General features: G+C 50.4%; 23 protein-coding genes. 19 read left to right on the top strand and 4 right to left on the bottom strand.

Features of this window, described 5'->3' with window-relative positions; translation table 11 throughout:
- Positions 1-34: 34 nt before the first annotated feature.
- The 6 genes from rimO to DW931_RS02135 all read left to right on the top strand — a co-directional run bounded on the left by rimO (position 35) and on the right by DW931_RS02135 (position 5,227).
- Positions 35-1,378, top strand: a complete 1,344-nt coding sequence (gene rimO / locus DW931_RS02160; protein WP_117795512.1) for a 30S ribosomal protein S12 methylthiotransferase RimO — start codon at positions 35-37, stop codon at positions 1,376-1,378.
- Entirely contained in the window at positions 1,362-1,904 is a 543-nt protein-coding gene (pgsA, locus tag DW931_RS02155; protein WP_118482168.1) for a CDP-diacylglycerol--glycerol-3-phosphate 3-phosphatidyltransferase, read from the top strand. The genes rimO and pgsA overlap by 17 nt, the downstream gene beginning before the upstream one ends.
- A 1-nt stretch (position 1,905) precedes the next feature.
- Positions 1,906-3,159 carry a competence/damage-inducible protein A gene (locus DW931_RS02150; RefSeq protein WP_106999954.1) on the top strand — a complete coding sequence of 418 codons (1,254 nt, stop codon included), beginning with the start codon at positions 1,906-1,908 and terminating at the stop codon, positions 3,157-3,159.
- 103 nt (positions 3,160-3,262) lie between these two features.
- Positions 3,263-3,601 carry a hypothetical protein gene (locus DW931_RS02145; RefSeq protein ID WP_022360266.1) on the top strand — a complete coding sequence of 113 codons (339 nt, stop codon included), beginning with the start codon at positions 3,263-3,265 and terminating at the stop codon, positions 3,599-3,601.
- A 146-nt stretch (positions 3,602-3,747) separates the two neighbouring features.
- Positions 3,748-4,821 (top strand): hypothetical protein, encoded by a 1,074-nt coding sequence (locus tag DW931_RS02140; RefSeq protein WP_147353609.1) that lies wholly within the window; start codon positions 3,748-3,750, stop codon positions 4,819-4,821.
- A 1-nt stretch (position 4,822) separates the two neighbouring features.
- A complete protein-coding gene (locus DW931_RS02135) occupies positions 4,823-5,227 on the top strand; it encodes a GerW family sporulation protein (protein WP_022360264.1) in 405 nt (134 codons plus the stop codon).
- Positions 5,228-5,495: 268 nt separating this feature from the next.
- Here DW931_RS02135 and DW931_RS02130 read toward each other — a convergent pair whose 3' ends face one another.
- Together DW931_RS02130 and DW931_RS02125 are read right to left on the bottom strand one after the other, a co-directional pair.
- Complete coding sequence (locus DW931_RS02130) at positions 5,496-6,563, bottom strand: HAMP domain-containing sensor histidine kinase (RefSeq protein WP_118482166.1); 1,068 nt, start codon at positions 6,561-6,563, stop codon at positions 5,496-5,498.
- A complete protein-coding gene (locus tag DW931_RS02125) occupies positions 6,560-7,237 on the bottom strand; it encodes a response regulator transcription factor (RefSeq protein WP_118482165.1) in 678 nt (225 codons plus the stop codon). The genes DW931_RS02130 and DW931_RS02125 overlap by 4 nt, the downstream gene beginning before the upstream one ends.
- 311 nt (positions 7,238-7,548) lie before the next feature.
- Between DW931_RS02125 and DW931_RS02120 the strand changes: the two genes are divergently transcribed.
- The 12 genes from DW931_RS02120 (at position 7,549) to DW931_RS02065 (ending at position 23,262) form a co-directional block, all read left to right on the top strand.
- The gene (locus DW931_RS02120; RefSeq protein ID WP_243015301.1) at positions 7,549-8,841 is read left to right on the top strand and encodes an efflux RND transporter periplasmic adaptor subunit; all 1,293 of its coding nucleotides are present in this window, start codon (positions 7,549-7,551) and stop codon (positions 8,839-8,841) included.
- A gap of 19 nt (positions 8,842-8,860) precedes the next feature.
- Positions 8,861-11,869, top strand: a complete 3,009-nt coding sequence (locus DW931_RS02115; protein WP_118522485.1) for an efflux RND transporter permease subunit — start codon at positions 8,861-8,863, stop codon at positions 11,867-11,869.
- A gap of 252 nt (positions 11,870-12,121) precedes the next feature.
- Positions 12,122-13,312 (top strand): TolC family protein, encoded by a 1,191-nt coding sequence (locus DW931_RS02110; protein ID WP_118482164.1) that lies wholly within the window; start codon positions 12,122-12,124, stop codon positions 13,310-13,312.
- Positions 13,313-13,326: 14 nt separating this feature from the next.
- A complete protein-coding gene (locus DW931_RS02105) occupies positions 13,327-14,703 on the top strand; it encodes a TolC family protein (protein WP_118626850.1) in 1,377 nt (458 codons plus the stop codon).
- Between the two features lie 417 nt (positions 14,704-15,120).
- Positions 15,121-16,263, top strand: coding sequence for a nicotinate-nucleotide--dimethylbenzimidazole phosphoribosyltransferase (gene cobT, locus DW931_RS02100; protein ID WP_118482161.1), 1,143 nt, complete (start codon positions 15,121-15,123; stop codon positions 16,261-16,263).
- An 87-nt stretch (positions 16,264-16,350) separates the two neighbouring features.
- Complete coding sequence (locus DW931_RS02095; protein WP_118482160.1) at positions 16,351-16,992, top strand: bifunctional adenosylcobinamide kinase/adenosylcobinamide-phosphate guanylyltransferase; 642 nt, start codon at positions 16,351-16,353, stop codon at positions 16,990-16,992.
- A 71-nt stretch (positions 16,993-17,063) separates the two neighbouring features.
- The gene (locus DW931_RS02090; RefSeq protein ID WP_118482159.1) at positions 17,064-17,849 is read left to right on the top strand and encodes an adenosylcobinamide-GDP ribazoletransferase; all 786 of its coding nucleotides are present in this window, start codon (positions 17,064-17,066) and stop codon (positions 17,847-17,849) included.
- A gap of 15 nt (positions 17,850-17,864) precedes the next feature.
- On the top strand, positions 17,865-18,323 hold the full coding sequence (locus DW931_RS02085; RefSeq protein ID WP_118482158.1) for a bifunctional adenosylcobinamide kinase/adenosylcobinamide-phosphate guanylyltransferase: 459 nt from the start codon (positions 17,865-17,867) through the stop codon (positions 18,321-18,323).
- A gap of 23 nt (positions 18,324-18,346) precedes the next feature.
- The gene (gene cbiB / locus DW931_RS02080; protein WP_243015300.1) at positions 18,347-19,363 is read left to right on the top strand and encodes an adenosylcobinamide-phosphate synthase CbiB; all 1,017 of its coding nucleotides are present in this window, start codon (positions 18,347-18,349) and stop codon (positions 19,361-19,363) included.
- 156 nt (positions 19,364-19,519) lie between these two features.
- Positions 19,520-20,707 carry an aminotransferase class I/II-fold pyridoxal phosphate-dependent enzyme gene (locus DW931_RS02075; protein ID WP_118482157.1) on the top strand — a complete coding sequence of 396 codons (1,188 nt, stop codon included), beginning with the start codon at positions 19,520-19,522 and terminating at the stop codon, positions 20,705-20,707.
- Between the two features lie 289 nt (positions 20,708-20,996).
- On the top strand, positions 20,997-22,610 hold the full coding sequence (locus DW931_RS02070) for a cobyric acid synthase (protein ID WP_118482156.1): 1,614 nt from the start codon (positions 20,997-20,999) through the stop codon (positions 22,608-22,610).
- Positions 22,611-22,626: 16 nt separating this feature from the next.
- Positions 22,627-23,262, top strand: a complete 636-nt coding sequence (locus DW931_RS02065) for a precorrin-8X methylmutase (RefSeq protein WP_107000405.1) — start codon at positions 22,627-22,629, stop codon at positions 23,260-23,262.
- Between the two features lie 82 nt (positions 23,263-23,344).
- Here DW931_RS02065 and DW931_RS02060 read toward each other — a convergent pair whose 3' ends face one another.
- The gene (locus tag DW931_RS02060) at positions 23,345-23,596 is read right to left on the bottom strand and encodes a hypothetical protein (RefSeq protein ID WP_022359551.1); all 252 of its coding nucleotides are present in this window, start codon (positions 23,594-23,596) and stop codon (positions 23,345-23,347) included.
- 216 nt (positions 23,597-23,812) lie between these two features.
- Here DW931_RS02060 and DW931_RS02055 point away from each other — a divergent pair, with 216 nt between their 5' ends.
- The gene (locus tag DW931_RS02055) at positions 23,813-24,979 is read left to right on the top strand and encodes an alanyl-tRNA editing protein (RefSeq protein WP_118482155.1); all 1,167 of its coding nucleotides are present in this window, start codon (positions 23,813-23,815) and stop codon (positions 24,977-24,979) included.
- A gap of 202 nt (positions 24,980-25,181) precedes the next feature.
- Here DW931_RS02055 and DW931_RS02050 read toward each other — a convergent pair whose 3' ends face one another.
- Positions 25,182-25,418: a hypothetical protein gene (locus DW931_RS02050; protein ID WP_022359553.1), complete on the bottom strand. Its 237-nt coding sequence runs from the start codon at positions 25,416-25,418 to the stop codon at positions 25,182-25,184.
- Between the last annotated feature and the right edge of the window lie 109 nt (positions 25,419-25,527).

Here is a 25,527-nt window from a genome sequence, read left to right as displayed (position 1 = left end):
AAATTTTTTAAATATGGTATTAGGAGAGAGTTGAATGAAATTACTTTGTATATCCCTTGGCTGCGATAAAAACCTGGTTGATGCAGAGCGTATGCTGGGTTCGCTGAGCCAGGACGGGTACACGTTTACCGATGACGAGCAGGAGGCAGATGTCATTCTGGTCAATACCTGCTGCTTTATCAACGATGCCAAGGAGGAGAGTGTCAACACCATCTTAGAGATGGCAGAGTACAAAAAGAGCGGAACCTGCAAGGCGCTCTTAGTCAGCGGCTGTATGGCACAGCGTTACAAGGAAGAGATCCTGCAGGAGGTGCCGGAGGTGGACGGTATTCTCGGTACGACCAGCTATGATGAGGTCAGCAAGGTGCTGGCGAAGGCGCTGAAGGGTGAGAGGGTATCTGATTTCCACGATTTGTCCGAACTTCCGGAGACGAAGATGCGGAGCAAACGTCTGGTGACGACCGGCGGACATTATGCTTTTTTAAAGATTTCCGAGGGCTGTAACAAACGGTGTACCTATTGTATTATCCCGTCCCTGCGTGGACCGTACCGCAGTGTGCCGATGGAGCAGCTTCTCGCAGAGGCAAAGGAGCTTGCGGATCAGGGTGTGAAGGAACTGATTCTTGTCGCACAGGAGACGACGCTTTACGGCGTGGATTTGTATGGAGAGAAGACCCTGCCGAAACTTTTACATGAACTGGCACAGATCGATGGGATCGAATGGATCCGTATCCAGTACTGTTATCCGGAGGAGATCACGGAGGAGTTGATTCAGGCGATCAAGACGGAGGAAAAAGTCTGTCACTACCTGGATATTCCGATCCAGCACGCGAGCGATGCCGTTCTCAAGCGGATGGGGCGCCGCACGAATCAGGCGGAGCTTCGGGAGCGGATCGCGCATCTGCGGGAAGAGATCCCGGATATTGCACTCCGCACGACCTTAATTTCCGGTTTCCCGGGTGAGACACAGGAGGATCATGAGGAACTGATGCGGTTCGTCGATGAGATGGAATTTGACCGCCTGGGCGTGTTTGCGTACTCTGCAGAAGAGGACACACCGGCAGCCGGATATCCGGATCAGGTGCCGCAGGAGGTCAAGGAAGACCGCCGCGACGAGATCATGGAGCTGCAGCAGGAGATTGCCTTCGAGAAAGCCGAGGATATGAAGGACCGTGTGCTTGAGGTTATGATCGAGGGAAAAGTGGCAGATGAGAATGCTTTCGTGGGACGTACCTATAAGGACGCGCCGAACGTAGATGGTTTGATTTTTGTCAATGCGGATGTTCCGCTGATGTCCGGCGATTTCTGCCGTGTCCGCGTAACGGGAGCACTCGAATATGATTTGATAGGAGAGTTGGCTGATGAATTTACCGAATAAGCTTACGACGCTTCGCGTCATCATGATTCCGTTTTTTGTGTTTTTCCTTCTCTGGCAGAATGGTGAAAACCGTACCTTCCGTATGATTGCACTGGCACTGTTTATCATAGCCAGCCTGACCGATCTTCTGGATGGAAAGATTGCCAGAAAGTACAATCTGGTTACGAACTTTGGAAAATTTATGGATCCGCTCGCGGACAAGCTTCTAGTGTGCTCGGCGCTCATCTGTCTGATCGAGCTGAACGCGCTTCCAGCCTGGATGGTTATCGTCATCATCAGCCGGGAGTTTATCATCAGCGGATTCCGTCTGATCGCCTCGGACAACGGAGTTGTCATCGCCGCCAGCTATTGGGGCAAATTTAAGACGACGTTTCAGATGGTATCGGTGGTGTTATTGATTCTGGATATTCAGGCGCTTGCGTTTGTTACGACGATCTGTGTCTGGATCGCGTTGCTGCTGACGATTGTGTCACTTGTTGATTATATTTACAAGAATCATAAAATACTGACAGAAGGGAGTATCTGATATGATAGTCGAACTGATCTCGGTAGGAACAGAGCTGCTGCTTGGCAATATCGTCAATACCAATGCGCAGTATTTATCGGAAACGTGTGCAAAGCTGGGGCTTAACGTCTATTACCAGACGACGGTAGGGGACAACCGGGAGCGTATGACAGAAGTCTTCCGGACGGCGCTCTCAAGAGCCGATCTCGTTATCATCGGCGGCGGTCTGGGACCGACGGAGGATGATATCACGAAGGATGTCTGCGCGGAGCTGATGGGAATGCCGTTAGTCGAGGATCCGGAGGTGCGGGCACATCTGGAGGACTGGTACCGGCAGCGCAAGCGCACCGATATTCCGGATAGCAACTGGCGTCAGGCGCTGGTGCCGGAGGGCGCGGTGGTATTTTCCAACACAAACGGCACAGCTCCGGGACTTGCCCTGGAGAAAAACGGTAAGACCGCGATTCTTCTTCCGGGACCGCCGAACGAACTGTATCCGATGGTGGAAGATCAGGTTTGTGCTTATATTCAGAAACGATCTGACTGTGTGATCTATTCCCAGATGCTCAAAATCTGCGGATACGGGGAGAGCAAGGTGGAGGAGATGCTTCTCGACCTCATCGACCAGCAGACGAACCCGACGATTGCGACCTATGCAAAGACGAAAGAAGTACATCTGCGCGTGACCGCGAGAGCCGAGAGCGAAGACGCGGCAAAACAGCTGTTAAAACCGGTTATCAAAGAGATCAAGAAACGGTTCGGTAATGCGGTTTACACGACGGATGAGCATGAGAATCTGGAGGATGTCGTTGTCCGCCTCTTAAAGAAATACGACCTGACTGTGACAACCGCAGAGTCCTGCACAGGCGGTCTGATCGCCGGACGCATCGTCAACGTGCCGGGGGCTTCAGAGGTCTTTAACGAGGGATACGTGACGTATTCCAACAAGGCAAAGAAAAAGATCCTGGGCGTCAGCAAGGCGACCCTGAAAAAATACGGCGCGGTCAGCGAACAGACGGCGCGTGAGATGGCTGCAGGCGGTGTATTTACGACGGATGCGGATGCCTGTATCGCTGTGACCGGCATCGCCGGACCGGACGGCGGAACCGAGGAGAAACCGGTGGGACTCGTCTATATCGCATGTTATATGAAGGATAAAGTCAAAGTAGAGGAATACCATTTCCGCGGAAACCGCGAGAAGGTGCGTGAGCAGACGGTGATTCAGGCACTGGATCTGCTGAGACGGTCGATTATTAAGAATTATAAAAAAGATTGATCATGTAAAGGAGGGAGAGCTGACAGGCGGGGAGAAATAGCCGGAAACGAGCTGTTTTTAGAGCGTCATGGATCAGGCTCTCCTTTTTTAGGAGGCGGGGACGATGATTTGGTATAAATATCTGTATCTGGGAGAAACTGCTAAAAAGCATCGTTTTTCGATTCTACAGAAACTCCGCCTCGGAAAGGTACAGCCGGGCGTTCACGTGATCACGCCTGCCTCAGGCGGACACAACCTGCTTGATATCCTGCCTGCCTATGTGCTCCGGCAGAATTATTACCGGGAGCAGGCGGATCTGCTGATCGTAGGGGTCGGCGCGAGCTACCAGGATGCCGTGGAGACGGTGGGGCGGATTGTGGATGAGACGTACCGCGAGACGGGTGGATTTGATGTGAAGACGTATCTGAGAGAGAAGGAAGACAGGCTGAGAAAAAAGAGGTAAGTATTTTGCAGCCTTTGATGAAGATTTTTTGGACTGAAAATGTCTTTTGACACCAACATCATATGATACAGAGCTGATACATGAATTTGTCAATGAAAGAATAAGAAGTGGGAGGGGATGGATTGCTGCATATTTTGTTCATAATCTTGAAAATACTCGGAATCCTGCTTCTTGTCATTCTGGGACTGTTGTTTTTGTGCCTGCTGGCGGTTTTATTTGTCCCGATTCGATACCGGGGGAACGGAAGCTACCACAGTATCAAGGATTTTGGCGTGCATCTGCATATCCATTGGTTGCTTCATGCGGTGTCGCTGCGGATTGCTTATGAAAATGGGCTTCGATATGCGGTTAAGTTGTTTGGATTCCGGATTTTTGGGAGTGAGAGTGAAGAGAAAGATACGGAATCTGGGCGTGTGCGGGAAGGCACGCAGGCAGCCGATTCGGATGAGCTGGAATTTGTAAATGCGCAGGAGAAAACAGAGGATGGTGATTTAGACACCGGTGAACTGATTTTGCGGGCGGAAGCAGCATCGGAGAAGACAGACGCCGCGATCGAGAAAGCGGAGGAAACTGCCAGGCTGCTGGAGGAGGCGGTGAAGAGACGGAGTGCACAGAGGGAGGCGGAAATGTCTCCAGCTGTGAAGAATGCAGATGCATTTCCAGATGTGAAGGAGGCGGGAGTGTCCGAGGCAGAAGGAGAAACGCATCGGGCAAAGAATGAATTAAAATCAAATCCCAGCCAGGAAAAGCGTGAATCGTTCCTTCATAGAATCATTAGCTGGTTCAAACAAAAATGGAGCGCCCTGCGGCAATCCCTCTCAAAGCTGCTTACCCGAATCAACAACCTGGAGCACAAACGCCAATCCGTCCTTGCATTTATAGAAAATGAAGAAAATCAGAAGTCATTTCGCCTGATCAAACGCCAGCTCATGCGAGTTCTGCGGCATATATTTCCCAGAAAGTTGTCCGGGCAGGTTACGTTTGGCATGGAGGATCCTTATTTGATGGGACAAATTTTGAGTGTGGCGGCTTTTTTGTATCCAGTTTACGGAAAGAAGATTGATTTGACTCCGGTTATGGATGCAAATGCGCTGGACGGGGAGCTTTCGTTCCGGGGCAGAGTCCAGATTGGCGTGCTGGCATTGATGGCGCTTCGGATCTGGATGGATAAGAATGTACGGACACAGGTTTATAAATATAGAAACCGAGGAGGAAGATAATATGGCAGACAATCAGTTTGCATCGACAATCGGTGCATTATTTCAGGGTATGGATGAGTTCGTCACAACAAAGACAGTCGTGGGAGAGCCGGTGACAGTTGGCGATGCGATTATACTTCCACTCGTGGATGTAACCTGCGGCATGGCGGCGGGCGCGTTTGGTCAGTCGGCGAAAGAGAAGAATGCGGGCGGCATGAGCGCCAAGATGACGCCGAGCGCGGTGCTGGTCATTCAGAATGGCATGACGAAGGTGGTCAATATCAAGCATCAGGATGCATTGACCAAGGTTCTCGACATGGCACCGGATCTCGTCAATAAATTTGTCGGCGGAAGCACCGGACCGATCGATGCGGAGACGATGCAGACAGCTGAGAAAATGGCGGGCGAGATGGAAGAGAAGAAATAAAGAAATTAAAATCAAAACGCTTCATAGAATGATCATAGCACACGATCGAATGTCAGATGTCTCTGGCAATGATCGCCTGCTATTTAACTTCTTTTGAAAACAGACATTTCAGAGAGGTATCATTCTATGAAGCGTTTATTTGGTTTAGTCCTTTTTTCAATGGGATTTGGCATGACCCTGGTGCTCATTTTCCCAAAGAATTTTCTATGGGTCAGCATCGCCATTTCTCTGATGATTGTCGGGTACAATATGTTTTGCCGATGAGATTCTATGCTTTTTCAAGCGGCAGAATCACTGTAAAGCAGCTACCCTCGTCCACCTGGCTGGATACCTCGATGGTACCGTGCATCAGGTCGATGATCCGTTTCGTGATGGAAAGTCCCAGCCCGTTGCCCTTTTCATTGGGATCAGAGCTCCTGCTGTAAAATTTTTCAAAGATCCGTTTCATCGTGGCGTCATCCATGCCAACGCCGGTATCGCGGATGGAGACACGCACCTTATCTCCTGTGATAACGAGTTTGGCAGAAAGCATACCGCCAGCCGGGGTGAATTTGATGGCATTTTGCAGGAGATTGATCCAGACCTGCTGCAGCATCTCACAGTTGCCGTAAAATTTGCACGCCGTCAAATCAATGTCGAGATTCAGATGCTTTTTCTCCCAGAGCGGTTCCAGCAGAAGAATCGCCTGCCGGATTTGTTCGTCGAGGCTGAACGTCGTGCGGCCGGTCACGATCTCCTGCTTTTCCAGGCGGGAAAGCAGAAGAATGTTGCCGGTCATCGTGGTGAGCTGGCGCGTGCTGTCGATGATGATGCGCGTGTATTCATTCCGGTCCGCTTCTGAGAGAGATGGATCCTGCAGCAATGTCGCATAGCCCTCGATGGCGGCGAGCGGTGTCTTGAACTCATGGGAAACCGTGGTCACGAAATCATTTCGCAGCGATTCGATGCTGTTTAACTCCTGCACCATACGGTTAAAATTGTCGGTTAGTTCACAGATCGCCTGCAAAGACTTCGAATTTGGCACATGAACAGAAAAGTCTCCGTCTGCTACCTGCTTAGCGGCAAGGCTGATGGAACCGATCGGGCAGAGGATTTTCGACCAGAGGAACAGCGACAGCGCGATACTGAACGCAAGGCTGCTCAAAAATGACATCAGACGCGGAAAATTCGGACCGAAAATCCGAAAAACTTCGTGTTTATCTGTTCCGCTTGTGAGCAGCGAGACAAAATATCCGGTCAGCATCGGTATCAACGAGGACACCAGGAAGAAAAAGACCAGGAGGGTCAGCCAGTAGAGTGGAATCTGGAAATATTTGGTAAAGTTCTTGCTGATCATGCTTCTGTTTTCACCGCCTTATAGCCGAGACCCCGCACGGTCATGATGATAAAATCATCGCAGTTTTTAAACCGTTCGCGCAGCCGGTTGACATGCACATCGACCGTCCGTTCGTCGGTTGTCGAGTCAAGCCCCCAGATTTCGTCCATGAGCTGCTGCCTCGTGAAAATCTTATTTGGATAAGAAAGTAATTTATATAGAAGATAAAATTCTTTCTGAGGCAGAAGCGTCTCCTGTCCGTTGACCGTGACCGTCAGTGCATCGTAGTCGAGAATCGTATTTTGGCAGACAATCCGATGCTCCGTCGCGATCTTGGCGCGTTTGAGCAGGGCGCCAACCCGCAGAACCATCTCATTGACATCGATCGGCTTCACCATGTAGTCATCCGTGCCTGCCTGAAAGCCGCGCTGCTTGTCTTCGAAGCGCTCTTTGGCGGTGATAATCAGGATCGGCATCGTAAATCCACTCGTCCGCAGGTGCTCAATCAGTTCATATCCGTCCATTCCGGGCATCATAATATCCGAAATAATGAGATCTACATATTCAGAATCTAAAAGAGATAATGCTTTTTCGCCGCTTTCTGCCGGAAGCGCCAGATAACCATTGTTGGTGAGTACCGTGCAGAACAGGGAACGCAGTTTCGCATCATCTTCTACCACGAGAATGTGAAACATATCCGTAAATCCTCCCTATAATTCAATTAAAAAGATGTAATATCATAAATACTCATAGTATACCATAAGTACTAAATTCAGCTCTCACCTTCGGCTCGGCTTCATTAAGGACTTAGGTATGACTCGCACTAAGTTCGAAAAGACCTCACTAAGTGCTCATATTATACCACATAAGTTTAAACTGATTGTGAACGGTGCAACACATTTTTTTCATGGTTCGTTTACATTCAGTTTATATGTAGTTGAAACTCGTTTAAAAATGGGATGTTATACTAGGGACAATTAGGAAAAACCAGAAAGGAATATGCGAAATGAGTAAACTATCTTCTCTGATGGAAGCGGCAAAGCAGAATAAAAAGAAAACAGCCATCATCGCGGTGGTGGTGCTGATCGTACTTACGGCGCTTTTTATGCGTTTCAAGGGCGGCAGCAAAGGAGGTCCAGGCGGCGGTCCGGGAGGTCCGGGCGGCATGCAGGACACGCAGATGGACAATGTGGCGACGGTTGCGGCTGAGAATCCAAAGATCGGAACGATCGAGCGGACAACCAGCACATCCGGTACTGTCGAGGCATCGGACGTTGTCTATGTCTATGCGAAGGCATCCGGCGATGTGACGGGTGTCAACGTCAGCGTCGGTGATATGGTAACAGCGGGTCAGCTTCTCTGTACGATCAATACCGAACAGGTTGAGACGGCGAAAAATGCGATGGACTCCGCCTCTGTTAACCTGACCGAGGCACAGAGCAATTTAAGCCGTATGCAGCTTCTTTATCAGGGAGGAGATATTTCTGATCAGGAATGGGAGCAGTACCAGAACCAGGCGAAGACGGCACAGTTAAATTATGAATCGGCAAAATTAAACTACGACCGTCAGGTGGAATACAGTTCCGTGACCGCACCGATCTCCGGCAAGATTGAGACGATGGATATTGATGTATATGATCATGTCAACCAGCAGGCGCAGCTCTGCGTTATCTCCGGTGAGGGAGATAAAAGGGTATCGTTCTACGTATCCGAGCGTGTTATGAGCAACTTAAACCAGGGCGACGCGATGACGATTGTAAAAGATGGAACGACTTATGATGGTGTGATTACCGATGTCAGCAGCATGGCGGACGAGAGCAACGGTCTGTTTAAGATAAAGGCAGAGCTGCCGGAGGCGAACAGCCTTTCAACGGGAAGTACTGTCAAGGTAACAGTAACTTCTGAGCGTGCAGAGAATGTCATGACCGTGCCGGTAGATGCGATCTACTATGATAACGGCGTTGGAAATGTCTATGTTTACCAGGACGGAACGGTACATAAAGTGGAAGTCGAAGTGGGGCTTTATAATACAGAGCTGGCGGAGATCAAGTCGGGGCTGACGGCAGATGATCTCGTCATCAGTACATGGAGTTCCCAGCTTTATGAGGGTTCAACTGTTAACTTAAAGGGTGAAGAAACAGATGCGGCAGCAGCGGATGAAGCTGGAAACCAAAAAGCTGATGCCTCGGCAGGGTCTGAAAATGGACAGAAAGCGGGTGCTCCGGCAGATGGCGGAAACGATCAGCCTGCGGGTGATGCAGGTGCTCCGAACGATGCAAAAAATGGACAGAAACAGTAGGACAGGAGGAATGTAAGACATGGGAGTAACGAAATATATCCTGAAACATCCGGTTACTACTGTCATGGCTCTGTTGTGTCTGGTTGTATTCGGTATTTCATCGGTCTTTTCGGCAAAGCTGGAGCAGATGCCGGATATGGAGACGCCGATGCTGATTATCATGGCAAATTATTCAGGCGCAGGACCGGAGGATATCAGCGAGCTGGTAACCGAACCGATCGAGGATGCGATCGGCACGCTAGAGGGCGTGGACACGATTTCCTCCACATCGAGCGATGGACGTTCGATGGTCATGCTTCAGTACGATTACGGCACCGATATGGATGAGGCGTATGACAACTTAAAGCAGAAACTGGACAATATTCAGCGGGAGCTGCCGGATGATGTGGAACCGAGCGTTATGTCGATGAACTCCAATCAAGGAGACAGCATGATGCTTTCGATTGCACATAAAACGCAGACAAACCTCTACGATTATGTGGATCAGAAGATAGTACCTGAATTAGAGCGAATTTCTTCAATTGCAAACATTGAGACGCGAGGCGGTTCTTCTAAGTATGTCAGCATTGAATTACAGTCTGAAAAAATGGATCAGTACAATCTGACCATGCAGGATGTTGCGAGTGCGATCAGCGATGCAAACGTGGCATCCCCGTCGGGTGAGGCAGATGCCGGAAACCTGGAGCTTTCCGTTACTACCTCCTTAAAAACAGAACAGGTAAATGAGCTGCAGGATATTCCAATCAAGACGCCGGCAGGACAGATTATTTCTCTGTCGGATGTGGCAAATGTATATGAGGCAACGAAAGACCGGGGCGGCATTTCCCGTTACAACGGTCAGGAGACGATCTCCATTTCGATTCAGAAGCAGCAGGACAGCACAGATATGGAAGTGTCCTCGGCTGTCAAAGAGAAAGTTGAAGAATTGATGGCAGATGATTCGGATCTGACGATCACGGTTGCAAATGATACATCTGACACGATTCTTGATTCCTTAAAAGACGTAGCAGAGACAATGGTTCTGGCGGTTATCATCTCCATGTTCATCATTTTCCTGTTCTTTGGCGATTATAAGGCGTCCCTGATCGTCGGAAGCTCGATTCCGACTTCGATTTTGATGTCCTTGATTGCGATCACGATGGCAGGATTTTCGTTGAACGTTATCACGATGAGTGCGCTGGTACTCGGCGTCGGCATGATGGTCGATAACTCGATCGTTGTACTGGAGAGCTGTTTCCGTGCAACGGCGGAGCAGGAAGACAAGGGGGCGCTTGGCTATTTTTCAGCAGCGCTTCACGGAACCGGCATTGTCATCAACTCGATCATCGGTTCGACGATCACGACCTGTGTCGTATTCCTGCCGCTAGCATTCTTAAACGGTATGACCGGACAGATGTTCAAACCGCTGGGATTCACGATCGTGTTCTGTATGTCGGCGTCCCTGCTTTCTGCGATGACGGTGGTTCCGCTGTGTTATCTGTTCTACAAACCGAGCGAGGCGAAGCGCGCCCTGATGGGACGTCCGATTGAACGTTTACAGAAATGGTACCGCGGCATCATGGACCGCCTGTTAAACCATAAAGCGATGGTTATGGGATTTTCGGTTCTGGTACTTGTACTGACGGTAATTCTGGCGAGCGGAATGCAGACGGAGCTGATGACATCGGATGATACCGGTACGGTCAGTGTCAGCATTGAGACGCGTCCGGGTCTGAAACAGGAAAAGATCGAGGAAGCGCTGGCAGAAGCGGAGGCGATTGTTTCCGCGAGCAACCAGGTTGATTCGTACATGCTGCGTTACAACGGAGACAGCGGCGAGATCAGTGCCTATCTGAAAGATGACCGTACCATGAAAACAGACGATGTAGCCGATCAGTGGCAGAAAGAGATGGATAACATTGCAAACTGTACGATCGACGTATCGGCATCGACTTCCATGAGCTTCATGGGAAGACAGCGCGGCTATGAAGTGATTCTTCACGGCACGCAGTATGATGAATTAAAAGAAGTTAGTGATAAGATTGTCAAGGAAATGACAGCAAGAACGGATGTCATCAACATCCATTCCAGTATTGAGAATAATGCACCGATCATTACCCTGAAGGTTGATCCGGTCATGGCAAAGGCGTATGGACTTACGGCTTCCAGCATCGGAACGACGATCAACCAGATGTTGAGTGGTATCGACGCGACGACACTTAAAATTGACGGCGAGGACATTACGGTAACGGTTGAGTATCCGGAGGGCGAGTACGAGACAGTTGATAACATAAAAGATATTATTTTGACGGGAACAAACGGACAGAAGGTGGCACTGACCGATGTGGCAAATGTCGTATTTGAGGACAGTCCGGCTTCGATTTCCAGAACCGACGGTGCATATGAGATCACAATCTCTGCCGATTACACCGGTGATAATGTACAGCAGCAAATCAACAGTGAGGTAATTACTCCGAACTTAAGCGGTACAATCAGCATTGGGCAGAACAGCCGTGACCGTATGATGAAGAGTGAGTTCAGCTCCCTGTACCGCGCGATTGCGATTGCAGTATTCCTGGTATTCGTTGTCATGGCGGCACAGTTTGAGTCTGTGAAGTTTTCCATCATGGTTATGACGACCATCCCGTTCAGTTTGGTTGGTTCCTTCGGATTACTGAAGCTGACCGGCGTCAGCATCAGTATGACGTCCCTGCTTGGCTTCCTGATTCTGGTCGGAACTGTTGTAAATAACGGTATTCTCTACGTGGATACGGTCAACCAGTATCGCTCCTCGATGGATCTGCGGACAGCGCTCATTGAGGCAGGTGCGACCCGTATCCGACCGATTCTGATGACAAGTATGACAACCATCCTCTCGATGATTCCGATGGCACTGGCAATCGGAAGCAGCGGTTCCACGACACAGGGTCTGGCGATCGTAGATATCGGCGGTCTGACCGCAGGTGTGATTGTCGCGCTCTTCATGGTTCCAGTATATTACGCACTGCTGAGCCGGAAACCGAAGGAAGAGATACCGGATGTGGATTAGATATAGGTTAATTGAAAAAATATTGTAGGAAATAAAATATTTGCTGCGGAAATATCGTGTTACTGGGCACGATGCGTGAACAGTAACAATATCGTAACTGTGAGGAAAGAAACGGTTGCGATATTTCACAAAAATGACACGAAGATATGGTATGGTTAAAATAATGGAAAAACGACTGAAAACAACTGCGTTAAATGAAAGCAGAATAGGAATGGTTGTTAAAATCAGATAGAACGGAATGGAGTGACATACATGAATCAAAATAGAAGATTCTGCCTGACCCGCCGGATTGCCTCTGGCGTGGCAGCCTGCTCACTGGGAGTATTCCTGGCGGCAGGTGCGCCGGTCCAGGTATTGGCAGCCAGCCCGCAATTTGCATATTCCACAGAAAAATGGGCTTCGCTGCAGGATGATAAGCTCGAATTTGACGAGATTGCTGATCGGATCCATGAGTACAACAGCACAGTGGAGAAGAACCGGATCGAGTACAAGGATTATCAAGGCAAAGACAGCAATGAGATCGCGCAGGAATATTATGACGCGGCAGATGAGATCGAGAGCAGTATCGAGTACCCGGATTCAGACGATGCGAACTATGGTTCTTCGCTGGCGGCAGCACAGAGAAGCGAGGCTTCCGCGACTCAGATGCGCGAGCAGGGCGATAATAACGTCGATGATGCGAATGTTAAGGCGTGGGGGTATACGCAGACCGAGAAATCGTTGGTACAGCAGGCGCAGAACCTGATGATCCAGTACTGGAATGCCCAGGAAAACTTAAAGAGTGTGCAGAATCACGTGTCCAAGGCAGAAAAAGACTATGAGACGGCAAACTTAAAGTTTTCATCCGGAAGCGCGACCCAGACGGATGTGCTGGATGCCAAGGAGACTCTTTTAAAGGCGCAGGCGTCCATCACGACGGCGGAGAGCAATATTGCATCGACGAAGGAATCCCTGTGCCAGATGCTTGGATGGAAATATGGCGCATCAGTAGAAATCGGTGCATTACCAGACCCGCAGGAACAGATGAGTGCATCGGTCAACCTCGAAGAGGATATTGCGAAAGCACAGGAAAATAATTATCAGTTAAAGATTCTGGCACGTCAGGTCAACAATGCGATGACAAGCACCCTTAAAGAGCAGTACCAGACAACTCTGACCAGCGGGAAGGAGGCAGTCAAGTCGAATGTCCAGTCGGCTTATCAGAATCTGAAGCTGTCTGAGGCACAGTATGAACAGGCAAAACGCAGCCTTGAATTAGAAGAAAAGACGAAACAGACCAACGACCGCAAGCTGGCAGCCGGACTTATCAGCCAGAACGCATACCAGAGCGCAACCTATTCCTATGAATCGGCATCCGTGGCAAAAGAGACGGCAGCGATGTCGCTTCTCCAGGCGCAGCTCGCCTACCAGTGGGCGGTGGACGGCCTGGCGTCCACGCAGTAGAAAGGGGTAGGCGGATGATGCGAAATCTGAAAGGAAAATGGACGAACGCGGAAGCTGGGACAGAGCAAAAGATGCGCAAGGGGCAAGAAAGAGACCGAAGCGGTGCAAGTGCTTTGGATGTGCACCTAGACGGTCATAATGTGAAACGAATCGGAAAAAGCAGATTGAGTCGTTCGCTCGGAATTGCCCTGGCGGCTTGTATTTTTGTATCGAGCCCGGCGCAGGCGGCGAAAACGCCTTTGATTTCCGGCACAGAAAGTGATTCAGACAGCGAGGCAGATGGTCCGGCGCTGGAAGATGGCACCATAACCGAAAACAGTGCAGACAACACGATCGCCAGCCAGTCCGGCTCCTATACGGAGGAACAGCTCGCGGATTCTGTGATAGAGTACGGGGAACTGGAGGCGCTGGTGCGACGCGGCAATGGAATGGCTGTCAGCGCCGAATACAGTTATCAGGACAGCCTTGCCGTCTACCAGGAAGCCTACGATGCGATGATTTCCGGTGCCCGGGATATGAGCTATAAAGCAGATGAGCTCGAAGATGCGGGCGGAGATGAGGCACTGATCGGCACCTATGAGCGAAATGCACAAACGCTGTCGATGGCAGCGAAGCAGTATAAAAAGTCGCTCACTTCCTTAAATTCGGCGTCAAGCCGTGCGTCCAGAAACCGGACGGTCTGGCAGGTCGTAAAGACCGCACAGATCCAGTGGGGCACCTGCCGGCAGCTTCAGGACGAGGTGGAGGCGGCTGCCAAGACGGCAGAGAACTATCAGGCGCAGGTGGATCGCAAAGAGCGGGAACTGGCAGCGGGGCTTTGCACGGAGACGGATCTGCTGCAGGCTCAGAAAAACCTGCTAAGCGCCCAGACAGCATTACAATCCACGACCGATCAGGCAAATAAGGCGCTGCGCCAGCTTGCCATTTTACTTGGAAAGAGCGGAACTTCTATTACGCTGGGGGAAATTCCAGCCGTATCGGCAACGGAACTGGCTTCTATGAATCTGAATGCGGACCGCGCGGCAGCTGTCATTGCAAGTTCCAGTGTCAAATCAGCCAGACGGTACTCCGCAACCGGAGATGCGGCGCGCAAGCTGCGCCACCAGCAGATCGAGGAAGCCGAGAGCGCCGCAAGCGCCTCAGCGGATGAGCAGTACGCTGAGATAGCGGCATTAAGCCTAGAACGCGACGCGGCGCAGGCAGCCTGCCAGTCTGCCGAAAAAACATACGGCGCCACCCAGATTAAGTATCAGTCCGGTGCGATTAATAAAGCAACGTATTTACAGGGTGAGGCGTCTTATCTGCAGAAAAAAGCAGAACTAGAGACTGCCGAGATTTCCCTGCGGACGGCGTATGATGCGTATGAGTGGATGTTGAAAGGGGTTGCGTGAGGATTAAGTGATTGCGCTTCCTGAGATTGTATAATTTTTTGTATGGATATGTGGAATAGAATTTTATAAGATGGGCTTGAAAAAGACGGCACTGCCCGGATGGGTGGTGTCGTTTTGTTACTGTTCACAGGTAGGCACTTTTGAAACCGAAAGTGCCGTAAGAAAACGTGGTGGCAGCAGGAATTTGCCGTATTTAAATGCGAAGCCACGGCAAATTCCGTTACTGGGCACGTATGCGTGAACAGTAACGTCGTTTCTCGTGCTTTCGGTGTGATAACAAATTTGTATTTGCGTATTGTTCCGGTCGATGGTACAATCATAGGCGGAATTTTGAACCGGTAAACGATAGACTGAAAGGGTACGCCCGTTCACGGACCCATGGAAAAGGGCGGAAACGAAAACGGGAGGAACATATAGATGCAGCAGGAGAATATGAAGACATTGGAATCCCTGGAAGATTTTCGGCATTTTTCGGAAAAAGAGCTGGAAATACGGTTTGACCAGCTTAAGAAACAGATTGTACCAGCGGACAAGACAATCCGGGAGCAGGCAGAAAAGCATTGGGGGCATGTGGCAAAACCGCTTGGCAGTCTGGGAGTCCTGGAGGAAGATATTGTGCGGGCGGCGGCAGCGCAGGGGGAGGAAGTGCCAGACTTCTCCAAGCGTGCGCTTTTAATTTTTTGCGCAGATAATGGGGTAGTCGAGGAAGGAGTATCACAGACCGGGCAGGAGGTTACGGCGGCAGTTGTTTCGAATATGACACGCGGGAGGAGCTGTTCCTGCCTGATGGCAGAAAAGGCAGAGACAGATGTGTTTCCGATCGATATGGGAATTGCCTGTGAGGTAGAACATCGGGGAGAACTTCATCCCCTAACGGAACGGAAAATCCGCCGTGGAACTTCCAATTTTACAAAAGCAGCAGCGATGACGCGCCAGGAGGTGTTGACAGCCATTTTGACGGGAATCGATGCAGTGCGTGTGCTGAAGGAGCAGGGGTACCGCTTGTCTGCAGTGGGTGAAATGGGGATCGGCAATACGACGACCAGCAGTGCGGTCGCATCGGTTCTGCTGCAAAAGGATCCAGAACTTGTCACTGGAGCTGGGGCGGGGTTAGATTCGGCTGGATTGAAACGGAAAACGGAGGCAATCCGGCGTGGAATCGGACTGCATCACCCGGATCCCATGGATGGCATGGAGGTATTGCAAAAGGTAGGCGGATTCGATCTGGCGGCGATGGCAGGTGCTTTTTTGGGCGGTGCCATCTATCATGTTCCGGTTGTGATTGACGGGGTTATCGCGGCAGCTGCGGCGGCAGCTGCTGGAAGAATTGCACCGGCAGCGACGGACTATATGCTGGCAGCCCATGTATCGGCGGAACCGGCGTCTATCTGGCTGCTTGATTTGATAGGAGTAACTCCGGCTATCCAGGCGGGACTTCGACTCGGAGAAGGTACAGGGGCGCTGGCGCTGTTTCCACTGCTGGATATGGCGCTGTCCATTTACCGGGATATGGATACGTTTGCGGAGATGGAAATAGAGGAATATAAGCCGCTGATGTGATGAGATATACGGATTTAAACAGTTTTTGCTTATGTTTTTAAAACATGGAAGCTGCCACAATTCAGTGAAAATGAGGATAAATGAACGATGTTATATATAATTACAGGCGGCAGTGGCAGCGGCAAATCCGAATATGCTGAACAGACTGCCGTGCAGTGCCGGAATAGGACTGGCGGGACACTCTGGTATCTGGCGACGATGCGGATTTGGGATGATGAAGGCAGAAAACGGGTGGAGCGCCATCGGCGGATGCGCGCGGCAAAAGGGTTTGAGACGATTGAGCGGTATACGGGGTTGGAAACATTAGAATTAGAGAAGAGATTCGAAGAGTCCAATTCGGCTGGTTTGGACGCTGAACAGGAAAACGATAGTTTGAAGCGCTGGGAGCCCTGTCGAGTGTCACAAAAACCAGTGCTTCTCCTTGAATGTATGTCCAACCTTGTCCTCAATGAATTTTATGCTCAGGAAAATGGTGCGCAAGAGCGGATTCTGCAAGGAATAAAACACTTGCAAAACCAGTGCCATGACCTTATCATTGTAACGAATGAGATCTTTTCGGACGGTGTGACGTATGATCTGGAATCGGAGCGGTACATAGAGCTTCTGGGACGGATCAACCGGGAACTGGGACAGATGGCGGATTCGGTGACGGAAGTGGTGTATGGAATTCCGCTTGCGGTGTCAACACCTGTTTTTGCAGCCGATGAAAGGACAAAAGATGTAGGGTAGTCAGTGAGTGGAACAGAGCGGAATGCCTGCTAAAGTTATGGTTGCCAGAATAGAGTCAGGGGGATCGAAGATTGAATCTGATAGGAAGTTTTGTCATTGCATTTTCCATGTATTCACGCATTCCGATGCCGCGCATGGACTGGACGGAAGAGCGGATGCGCTATGCGCTTTGTTTTTTTCCGCTGATCGGGGCGGTGATCGGGGCGGTAGAGATAGCCACGTTTGCGCTCTGTGAAATTTTTGGTGCTGGAGTTCTGTTCCGGACCTGCCTGTTGACGGCAGTTCCACTATTGATTACCGGTGGAATCCATATGGACGGGTATCTCGATGTGACGGATGCGCGCCATTCCTACGGCGAGCGGGAAAAAAAGCTGGCGATTTTAAAAGATCCCCATACGGGGGCGTTTGCGATCATCGGTCTGGGGCTGTACCTGCTTCTCTATGCGGGAGCAGTTTCTGAGCTTGTGGGAGCAGATGTGTGGCTGCTGCCGGGGGCGCTTATGCTGGAACGTGCCTGCAGCGGCTATTCGGTGGTGGCATTTCCAAAGGCGAAAAAGGACGGGCTTGCCGCTGAATTTTCCAGAAGTGCCGAGACAAAGGTTGTTCGCGTGAGTATGGCAGTTTTAGCAGTGTTGGCGATCAGCTGGATGATTTACTGGGGACATCTGCGCGGCGCTCTGGCAGCGTTGACGGCTCTTGCAACCTTTGTTTGCTATTATCGTTTTTCCATGCGGGAATTTGGCGGCATCAACGGCGATCTGGCAGGGCATTTTCTGCAGAGCTGCGAGCGGAATGTGCTGCTAGTGCTGGCGGCGATGCGGCTGGCAGGTACGTGCCTGCGATTTTTGAATTTTTAAGCGAGGAAAAGCAGAATGATTTTTATAATTGGCGGCAGGGAACAAGGAAAGACAGCGTATGCGATGAAATTGTGGGAAAAACGTACTTTGGAACGGAGGAAAACAAAAGACTTATCCACCGTTCTGAATCGATCGAAAAATCCAGAAGCGTGTAGAGTTACGGCACGCATCGCGGACGGGAGATTAGAAACGGACGAACAGACGATCATGCAGGCGGATCTGATCACGCATTTTGAACTGTTTGTGAGGCATGAGATGGAAGCCGGGCGCGATCCATACGTGTTTGCAGAACGCCTGATGCAGGAAAATCCGGATGCATTCGTGACGGCGGATGAAATCGGCTGCGGCATTGTGCCGATGGAAGCATTTGAGCGCGATTATCGGGAGACAGACGGGCGCATTTGCCAGCGGATCGCCGCATATTCGGAGGAAGTGCACCGGGTTATCTGCGGTCTGGGAATGCGGATCAAATAAAAGAATAGTTGGGAGTAGACAAAATGACAGCAATCAGTAAAGTATTGACAGGAATGATAGAAGGCAGAATGGTCGGATATCACTTAGCTGCGATTCTGGCAGGTTATCTTCTGGATCTGTGCCTGGGTGATCCGCATTCGATGCCGCATCCGGTCCGGGCGATCGGAAATCTGATTGTGTGGCTGGAAAAATATTTGCGTCCAGCTGGAAAAAAGCATGCAACGGAACGGGGGGAACGCCGCGCGGGCGTTCTTTTTGTGTGTCTGGTGCTGCTTGTGACAGGCAGTGTGGCAGGCGCAATCCTCTGGATTTCCCGTCTGGGCGGCATCTGGATTCAGACAGTAGTCGAGGCGGTCATGACTTACTATCTGCTGGCGGCGCGCTCCCTGCGGGATGAGAGCATGGCGGTCTGCCGGAAGCTGGAGGCGGGAGAGATCGAGGGAGCCCGCTATGCAGTGTCGATGATTGTCGGGCGCGATACGAAACCTCTTTCAGAGGCGGGGATCGCACGGGCGGCAGTTGAGACGGTAGCGGAAAATGCGTCGGATGGAGTGATTGCGCCTTTGTTTTATCTGGCGATCGGAGGTCCGCTTCTTGGCTGGCTGTACAAGGCAGTCAACACGATGGATTCGATGGTCGGATATAAAAATGACAGGTATCTGCATTTTGGACGCGCGGCAGCAAAACTGGACGATCTGGTAAACCTGATTCCGTCGCGCCTGGCAGCGCTTTTATTGATAGTAGCTGCATACCTTTTACGATATGACGGAAAGAATGCTTACCGTATCTGGCGGCGTGATCGCCGGAACCACAAAAGCCCCAATTCCGCGCAGACCGAGTCGGCATGCGCCGGCGCGCTGGGCTTGCGACTGGCGGGCGATGCCTGGTATTTCGGCAAGTTAGTTCCGAAGCCATATATCGGTGATGAGATACACCCGATTGAACCGCAGGACATCCGCCGTGTCAACCGCCTGATGTATGGAGCGGCGGGAATCATGGGACTTCTGGCACTGGTGATGCGGGCCGTGATTTTGTTTTGATAAGGGAATTTTAACAAAGAAGAATATAAAAAAGGCAAAAAATCCAAATAATGAAGCAATCAAACAGATAAAAATATCAAAAAAAGAACGAACGAAGGAAAGAGTAACCAGATAAAGAATACACAAAAAAGAGGGAACAACAGGGAGGAAGCATCTATGCCATACACGCACGGCGGCGATATTTACGGTGATGCAGCCGTAGAGTTAGATTTTTCAGTCAATACAAATCGTCTTGGAATGCCGCAGGCTGTCCGTGATGCTGTGATAGCATCGTCGGCTGCTTGGGAACAATATCCGGATGCTTTATGCCGGAAGCTGCGGCGTGCAGCGGCTGCTTTTTATGAGGCAGACGGCACGCCGATTCCGAAGGACTGGCTCGTGTTTGGAAACGGTGCTTCGGATATTTTATATGCAGTTGTCTCAGCGATTCGGCCCAAACAGGCGATTTTGCTGGCACCGGGATTTTCGGAGTATGAGCAGGCGCTTCGGATGTGCGGCTGCAAGATCCGGTGGCTTCATTTAAGGGAAGAAAATGGATTTTCCCTGGAGAGTACGAGGGAAGAATTGTATGCCATGCTTTGCGATGGCTCTGGGGATGCATCGAAGATAGATTCGGTCCCAACTTTATCCTCTAAACATGAAAACGTCTGGGAAAAAATATTGATTCTCGGAAATCCCAATAACCCGACAGGGCGCGCTATTTCAGCCACCGAGCTGGAAAGGTTGGCGGAGGTCTGCCGGGAAACACATACCTGGCTTATGCTGGACGAGTGTTTTCAGTGGTTTTTGGATACACGGAGAGAATGTTCGTTTGTTGGAAATTTGTTAAATGGTGTTGGAGATCACGTTATTCTCTTAAATGCCTTGACCAAAATTTGCTCAATGGCAGGCCTTCGCCTGGGCTATGGCATCATCTCCAATGCCGGACTCCGGGAACGCCTCGAGAAGTTCCGCCAGCCGTGGAGTGTCTCGGCTCCGGCACAGGCGGGCGGGGTGGCGGCATTTGCGGTACTGGCGGCTCATTCAGAAGGAAATCTGCTGGAATGGACGGTTAAATCTTTGCAGACGGAACGTCCGCGGCTGGCGGAAAAACTGGAAGAACTGGGATTTATCGTTTATCCGTCCCAGACAAATTATCTGTTGTTCCGTTCGCCGGATGAGGATTCGCGCGATTACAAACAGGGGTGTTTAGAGCATGGCATTTTGATTCGCGCCTGTGAGAATTTTGAAGGGCTGAACCGTCATTATTACCGGGTGGCGGTGCGGAACCGAGGAGAAAATGAAAGGTTGATAAATATTTTGAAAGAGGTACAATCTGAAGAAAAACACAATGTGAATTTGTAATATAAAACGAACCCGTAACTGTTCAGTAGGTCTGCGCATTTACTGCGCTGACCGTACGAAAACATGGGCCAGCAGGCAAAAATCCCATTGCCGTAGGCAATTTTTAATGGATTTTTGCGCGTGACTGTGAAGGTACTGAACAGTTACACGAACCCATAAAATAGCCTCTGTCATTTGAAAGGACAAATGGCAGAAAAATAGTTTCGGTTAAGCACAAAATAGCTTCGAATTAAATAGCTTTGAGCAACCATTATTTGGTAAGACACTCAAAAATAAGGAGGATTTCACCGTGGCAAAAGCAATCATGATACAGGGAACGATGTCCAATGCGGGAAAAAGCCTGCTGGCGGCGGGACTCTGCCGGATTTTCAAGCAGGACGGCTACCGCGTGGCGCCGTTTAAATCGCAGAATATGGCGCTGAACTCCTATATTACCAGCGAGGGATTGGAAATGGGACGCGCACAGGTAGTGCAGGCGCAGGCGGCGGGCTGTGAGCCATCGGTGGACATGAATCCGATTCTCTTAAAGCCATCCAGCGATGTCGGTTCTCAGGTGATCGTGCGCGGTGTCCCGATCGGCACAATGCCCGCGAAGGAATATTTCAAGTATAAAAAGCAGCTAATCCCGGAAATCAAGAAAGCGTTTCAGCACTTGTCCGAACAGTACGATATCATCGTGATCGAGGGCGCCGGCAGCCCGGCGGAGATCAACTTAAAATCGGATGATATCGTGAACATGGGAATGGCGCGCATGGCGGGTGCGCCGGTGCTGATTGCCGGGGACATCGACCGGGGCGGTGTGTTTGCACAGCTCTATGGAACGGTAGCGCTTCTGGAACCGGATGAACAGGCGATGGTAAAGGGGCTTATCATCAACAAATTCCGCGGCGATAAGACGATCCTGGATCCAGGTGTTGAGATGATCGAGAAATTATGCAAGATTCCGGTGGTCGGCGTCGTTCCGTACATGGATGTGGATATCGAGGACGAGGATAGTTTAAGCAGCCGCCTTTCATCCACAGGGCGGAATAATACCCTTAAACAGGAAAACGAGTCATCTGAAAAACATGTAGAGGCATGGATCGACATTGCAGCCATCCGCTTTCCGCGTTTATCCAATTTCACTGACCTGAACGTCTTTGACCCGATCCCCGGCGTTTCGGTGCGTTATGTGAGCCGCCTGTCTGAGCTGGGACGACCGGATCTGATTGTTCTTCCGGGAACGAAGAATACGATCGAGGATTTGCTCTGGATGCGGCAGAATGGTCTGGAAGCGGCAGTTTTAAAGAAAGCAGCCGGAGGAACGCCGATCTGGGGCATCTGCGGCGGCTATCAGATGATGGGACAGACGCTGTCAGATCAGGAAGGAACCGAGGCGGGTGTGCCTGGGCGTACGATCTCCGGTATGGGACTTCTGCCGTTACAGACACAGTTTCAGGAAGAAAAGACCAGGACGCAGGTCAAGGGATGTTTCGGGACGGTCAGCGGTATCTTTTCCGGGCTTTCGGGGATGGAGGCGGAAGGATATGAAATACATATGGGAGAGACATCATCTGTCGGCGGTGATATTGTTAAGAACGTGATCAAGGAGCAGGAAAAAGCCGTAAATCATAGTTTATTGAAACTTAGGGAAGAACAGGCGGGAAACCACACTGAAAAACAAGATGGCTGCTGCCGGGACAATCTCTACGGCACTTACGTCCACGGCATTTTTGACAAGGCAGAGGTGGCGGAGACGATTGTCTGTGCGCTGATGAAAGAAAAAGGAATGGAGCCGGAAGTCGGCGGATTATCGTTTGATTATGAGAAATACCGGGAAGAGCAGTACAACCGGCTGGCAGACACGATGCGGAAGTACTTGGATATGGAAGCAATTTACCGGATTCTGGAAAAGGGAGTGTAGATAGATGGATGAAAAAATGAAAGAACTCAGTCAGGTATTGCCGTCGGAGATCGAGGCGAGAAGTTTTGAGATTATCACCGAGGAGCTGGGGGAACGGACATTTCCGGAGAAAGAAGCACCAATTGTGAAACGCGTGATTCACACGACAGCTGACTTTGAGTACGCAGATTCGCTTGTATTTTCACCGGGCGCAGTCGATAAGGCGTTGGAAGCCCTGAAAAATGGGGCGTGCATCGTGACTGATACGAATATGGGAAAATCCGGCATCAACAAGCGCGCGCTTGCGTCGCTGGGCGGTGAGGTCTACTGTTTTATGGCGGACGAGGATGTCGCGAAGAAAGCGGCAGCGTCCGGGACCACCCGTGCGGTTGCCAGCATGGACAAGGCGGCAGAAATGGGAAAAGACTGTATTTTTGCAGTTGGGAATGCACCGACCGCGCTAGTGCGTCTGTACGAGTTGATTCAGGAGGGAAAAATCCACCCGAAGCTCATCATCGGCGTGCCGGTCGGCTTTGTCAATGTCGTGCCGTCCAAGGAATTGATTATATCCTTGCCGGACACTCCTTATATTGTGGCAAGAGGCAGAAAAGGCGGCAGCAATGTAGCCGCCGCGATCTGCAATGCATTGATTTATCAGTTGACGCGCAAATAAGATGTGATGGTGTTAAATCTGCGGTATTAAAATGTACATGGATGCATTCTCAAAAGATATGCTGGATATGGGCGGATGTTTATCAGCAGCCAAAGCCACCGCCGCCACAGCAGCAGCACAGAAGCAGGATCCAGATCAGGCAGTCGCAGTTGTTGCCGCCGCATCCGTGATCAAAGCATCCGCCGCCACATCCGCCGCAGCACAGCAGAATCAGAATCAGAAAGAGACAGTTGTTGTTGCCGAAACCGCCGCATCCACAGCCACAATTACAGCCGCAGCTTCCTCCGTTGTTATCACATCCGCAACCGCAGTTGGTAGCCGCTAAATCACTCATGGTTATGTCCTCCGAGATTTTCTATACACTTCATCATATGAGGGGCAGCTTGCCACAGTTTCCATAAATCAGGAAAATTAGGACGGAAATATTTTACTATAAATTTTTTGTTGAAATAATCGAGATAACCGAGATAACCGGGCGGATCGACATGGATGTTTATCCATAACGATTTGTCACAGAACATTGTACAACGAAATGAAAAGAGGAATGAAAATGGAACCGTTATATTATCAGACACCGTATGTAAAAGAATTTGATGCCATCGTCACCGCCTGTCGCCCGGCAAAGCACGGATTTGAGGTGGAACTTTCCCAAACCGGATTTTACCCGGAGGGCGGCGGACAGCCGTCGGACACCGGACGGATCGGGGAAGTGCATGTGACACATGTGGAGGAGAAACATGGCGTGGTTGTTCATGAGACGGACGCGCCGCTGGAGGTGGGAAGCACCGTTCACGCGGCCATCGACTGGGAACAGCGTTTTTCCAACATGCAGCAACATACGGGAGAACATATCATATCGGGGCTGATTCATGCCGCATACGGATATGATAATGTCGGATTTCATATGGGACACGATGAAGTGACGGTCGATCTGAATGGTCCGCTTAACTGGGAACAGTTAAAGGAAATCGAGAAGAAGGCAAATGCGGTTGTCTGGGCAAATCTTCCGGTACAGGTGACATATCCGGGTGAGGAGGAATTGAAAACGATCGATTACCGCAGCAAGAAAGAGCTGACCGGTCAGGTCCGCATTGTAGAGATTCCGGGGGCGGATATCTGTGCCTGCTGCGGCACACACGTGGATTACACGGGAGAGATCGGCGTGATCAAGGTGCTTTCCCTGATGAATTACAAGGGCGGCGTGCGTTTCTCCATGCTCTGTGGTGACCGTGCGCTGGAGAATTTTGAGGCGAAGACGGAGCAGATGCAGACGATCTCTAACCTGCTTTCTGCAAAACCGGAGAAGGCGGCAGAGGCGGTCAGCCATCTGAAAGAGGAGAGCGGGCGCAAGGACGGTGAGATCAACCGCCTCTGGCAGCGCATTCTCACCATGCAGGCAGACGTCTATCCGCAGGGGCAGAAAGCGTTGACTGTATTTGAGCAGGGCATGACGCCAGTTCTGGTGCGTCAGTTTGCAAATCTGCTATTGGAACAGGAAAAAGGAGAGACCGTGCTGGTGTGCTCTGGCGATGACGCGTCAGGTTATAACTACACAGCCGGAAGCCTCGGCCGTGATATGCGTGCATTCGGAAAAGAATTAAACGCCCGTCTGCAGGGACGCGGCGGCGGGAGCACCCAGATGGTGCAGGGAACATTCCGGGCGTCGCGGGAAGAAATTGAAAAAGTCTTTCAAGAGCTGGCGCGGATAGAAGCGTAGCTGTTTAGAAGGTTTGCGTGTTTACTGCGTGAAGTATGAGAAACGGTTTGACTTAGATTCATAAAACGGAAAAAAGCTTCCTGTGCAGCAGAGCCAATCTGCCATGTAGCCAGAAAGCTTTTTTATACAGTTTCTATCGCATCATTCAAACATTTTTTTATACAATGGCAACGTACATACCGTGTACACCTCAGAAGAGAGCTTACTCCCCCTGATACATAAATTTAATCAGTCGGTCTAAGTCCTCTTTCTCATAAGCAACCAGCTCCAGCTCTTTGATATAGCCATTGGAAAAAATATTTGCCATCGACAGATACTGGGACAGCTTGGATTTCAGGTTGATGCGGTCGCCCTCCGGGGAAACCAGTTCGACGGTTCCTTTGCAGGAATCAATTACTTTAAAAAATGTGTTTACATCGGAAATGTTCTGGATTTTCATATTTAGCCCTCCTTCATGGATTGGCACACAACCCTGTGTGCAGTTTATAATTTCGTCAATCTTTTAACAATGATAATTATAACAGACCTCTATAAAGGGCGCAATGCTC

It is taken from the genome of Clostridium sp. AM43-3BH (assembly GCF_003479985.1).
Taxonomy (GTDB): domain Bacteria; phylum Bacillota; class Clostridia; order Lachnospirales; family Lachnospiraceae; genus Otoolea; species Otoolea fessa.
The sequence above is the reverse complement of the archived record's forward strand: the minus strand, read 5'-3'. Positions and strand labels throughout refer to the sequence as shown.

Excerpts from the sequence above, each read along its gene's own strand:
- DW931_RS02135 (WP_022360264.1), top strand. The coding sequence starts at position 4,823 with ATGGCAGACAATCAGTTTGCATCGACAATCGGTGCATTATTTCAGGGT.
- cbiB (WP_243015300.1), top strand. The coding sequence starts at position 18,347 with ATGACAGCAATCAGTAAAGTATTGACAGGAATGATAGAAGGCAGAATG.
- DW931_RS02105 (WP_118626850.1), top strand. The coding sequence starts at position 13,327 with ATGATGCGAAATCTGAAAGGAAAATGGACGAACGCGGAAGCTGGGACA.
- DW931_RS02120 (WP_243015301.1), top strand. The coding sequence starts at position 7,549 with ATGAGTAAACTATCTTCTCTGATGGAAGCGGCAAAGCAGAATAAAAAG.
- DW931_RS02075 (WP_118482157.1), top strand. The coding sequence starts at position 19,520 with ATGCCATACACGCACGGCGGCGATATTTACGGTGATGCAGCCGTAGAG.
- DW931_RS02060 (WP_022359551.1), bottom strand. The coding sequence starts at position 23,596 with ATGAGTGATTTAGCGGCTACCAACTGCGGTTGCGGATGTGATAACAAC.
- cobT (WP_118482161.1), top strand. The coding sequence starts at position 15,121 with ATGCAGCAGGAGAATATGAAGACATTGGAATCCCTGGAAGATTTTCGG.
- DW931_RS02130 (WP_118482166.1), bottom strand. The coding sequence starts at position 6,563 with ATGATCAGCAAGAACTTTACCAAATATTTCCAGATTCCACTCTACTGG.
- DW931_RS02085 (WP_118482158.1), top strand. The coding sequence starts at position 17,865 with ATGATTTTTATAATTGGCGGCAGGGAACAAGGAAAGACAGCGTATGCG.
- pgsA (WP_118482168.1), top strand. The coding sequence starts at position 1,362 with ATGAATTTACCGAATAAGCTTACGACGCTTCGCGTCATCATGATTCCG.
- DW931_RS02055 (WP_118482155.1), top strand. The coding sequence starts at position 23,813 with ATGGAACCGTTATATTATCAGACACCGTATGTAAAAGAATTTGATGCC.
- DW931_RS02110 (WP_118482164.1), top strand. The coding sequence starts at position 12,122 with ATGAATCAAAATAGAAGATTCTGCCTGACCCGCCGGATTGCCTCTGGC.
- rimO (WP_117795512.1), top strand. The coding sequence starts at position 35 with ATGAAATTACTTTGTATATCCCTTGGCTGCGATAAAAACCTGGTTGAT.
- DW931_RS02065 (WP_107000405.1), top strand. The coding sequence starts at position 22,627 with ATGAAAGAACTCAGTCAGGTATTGCCGTCGGAGATCGAGGCGAGAAGT.
- DW931_RS02115 (WP_118522485.1), top strand. The coding sequence starts at position 8,861 with ATGGGAGTAACGAAATATATCCTGAAACATCCGGTTACTACTGTCATG.
- DW931_RS02150 (WP_106999954.1), top strand. The coding sequence starts at position 1,906 with ATGATAGTCGAACTGATCTCGGTAGGAACAGAGCTGCTGCTTGGCAAT.
- DW931_RS02145 (WP_022360266.1), top strand. The coding sequence starts at position 3,263 with ATGATTTGGTATAAATATCTGTATCTGGGAGAAACTGCTAAAAAGCAT.
- DW931_RS02050 (WP_022359553.1), bottom strand. The coding sequence starts at position 25,418 with ATGAAAATCCAGAACATTTCCGATGTAAACACATTTTTTAAAGTAATT.
- DW931_RS02125 (WP_118482165.1), bottom strand. The coding sequence starts at position 7,237 with ATGTTTCACATTCTCGTGGTAGAAGATGATGCGAAACTGCGTTCCCTG.
- DW931_RS02095 (WP_118482160.1), top strand. The coding sequence starts at position 16,351 with ATGTTATATATAATTACAGGCGGCAGTGGCAGCGGCAAATCCGAATAT.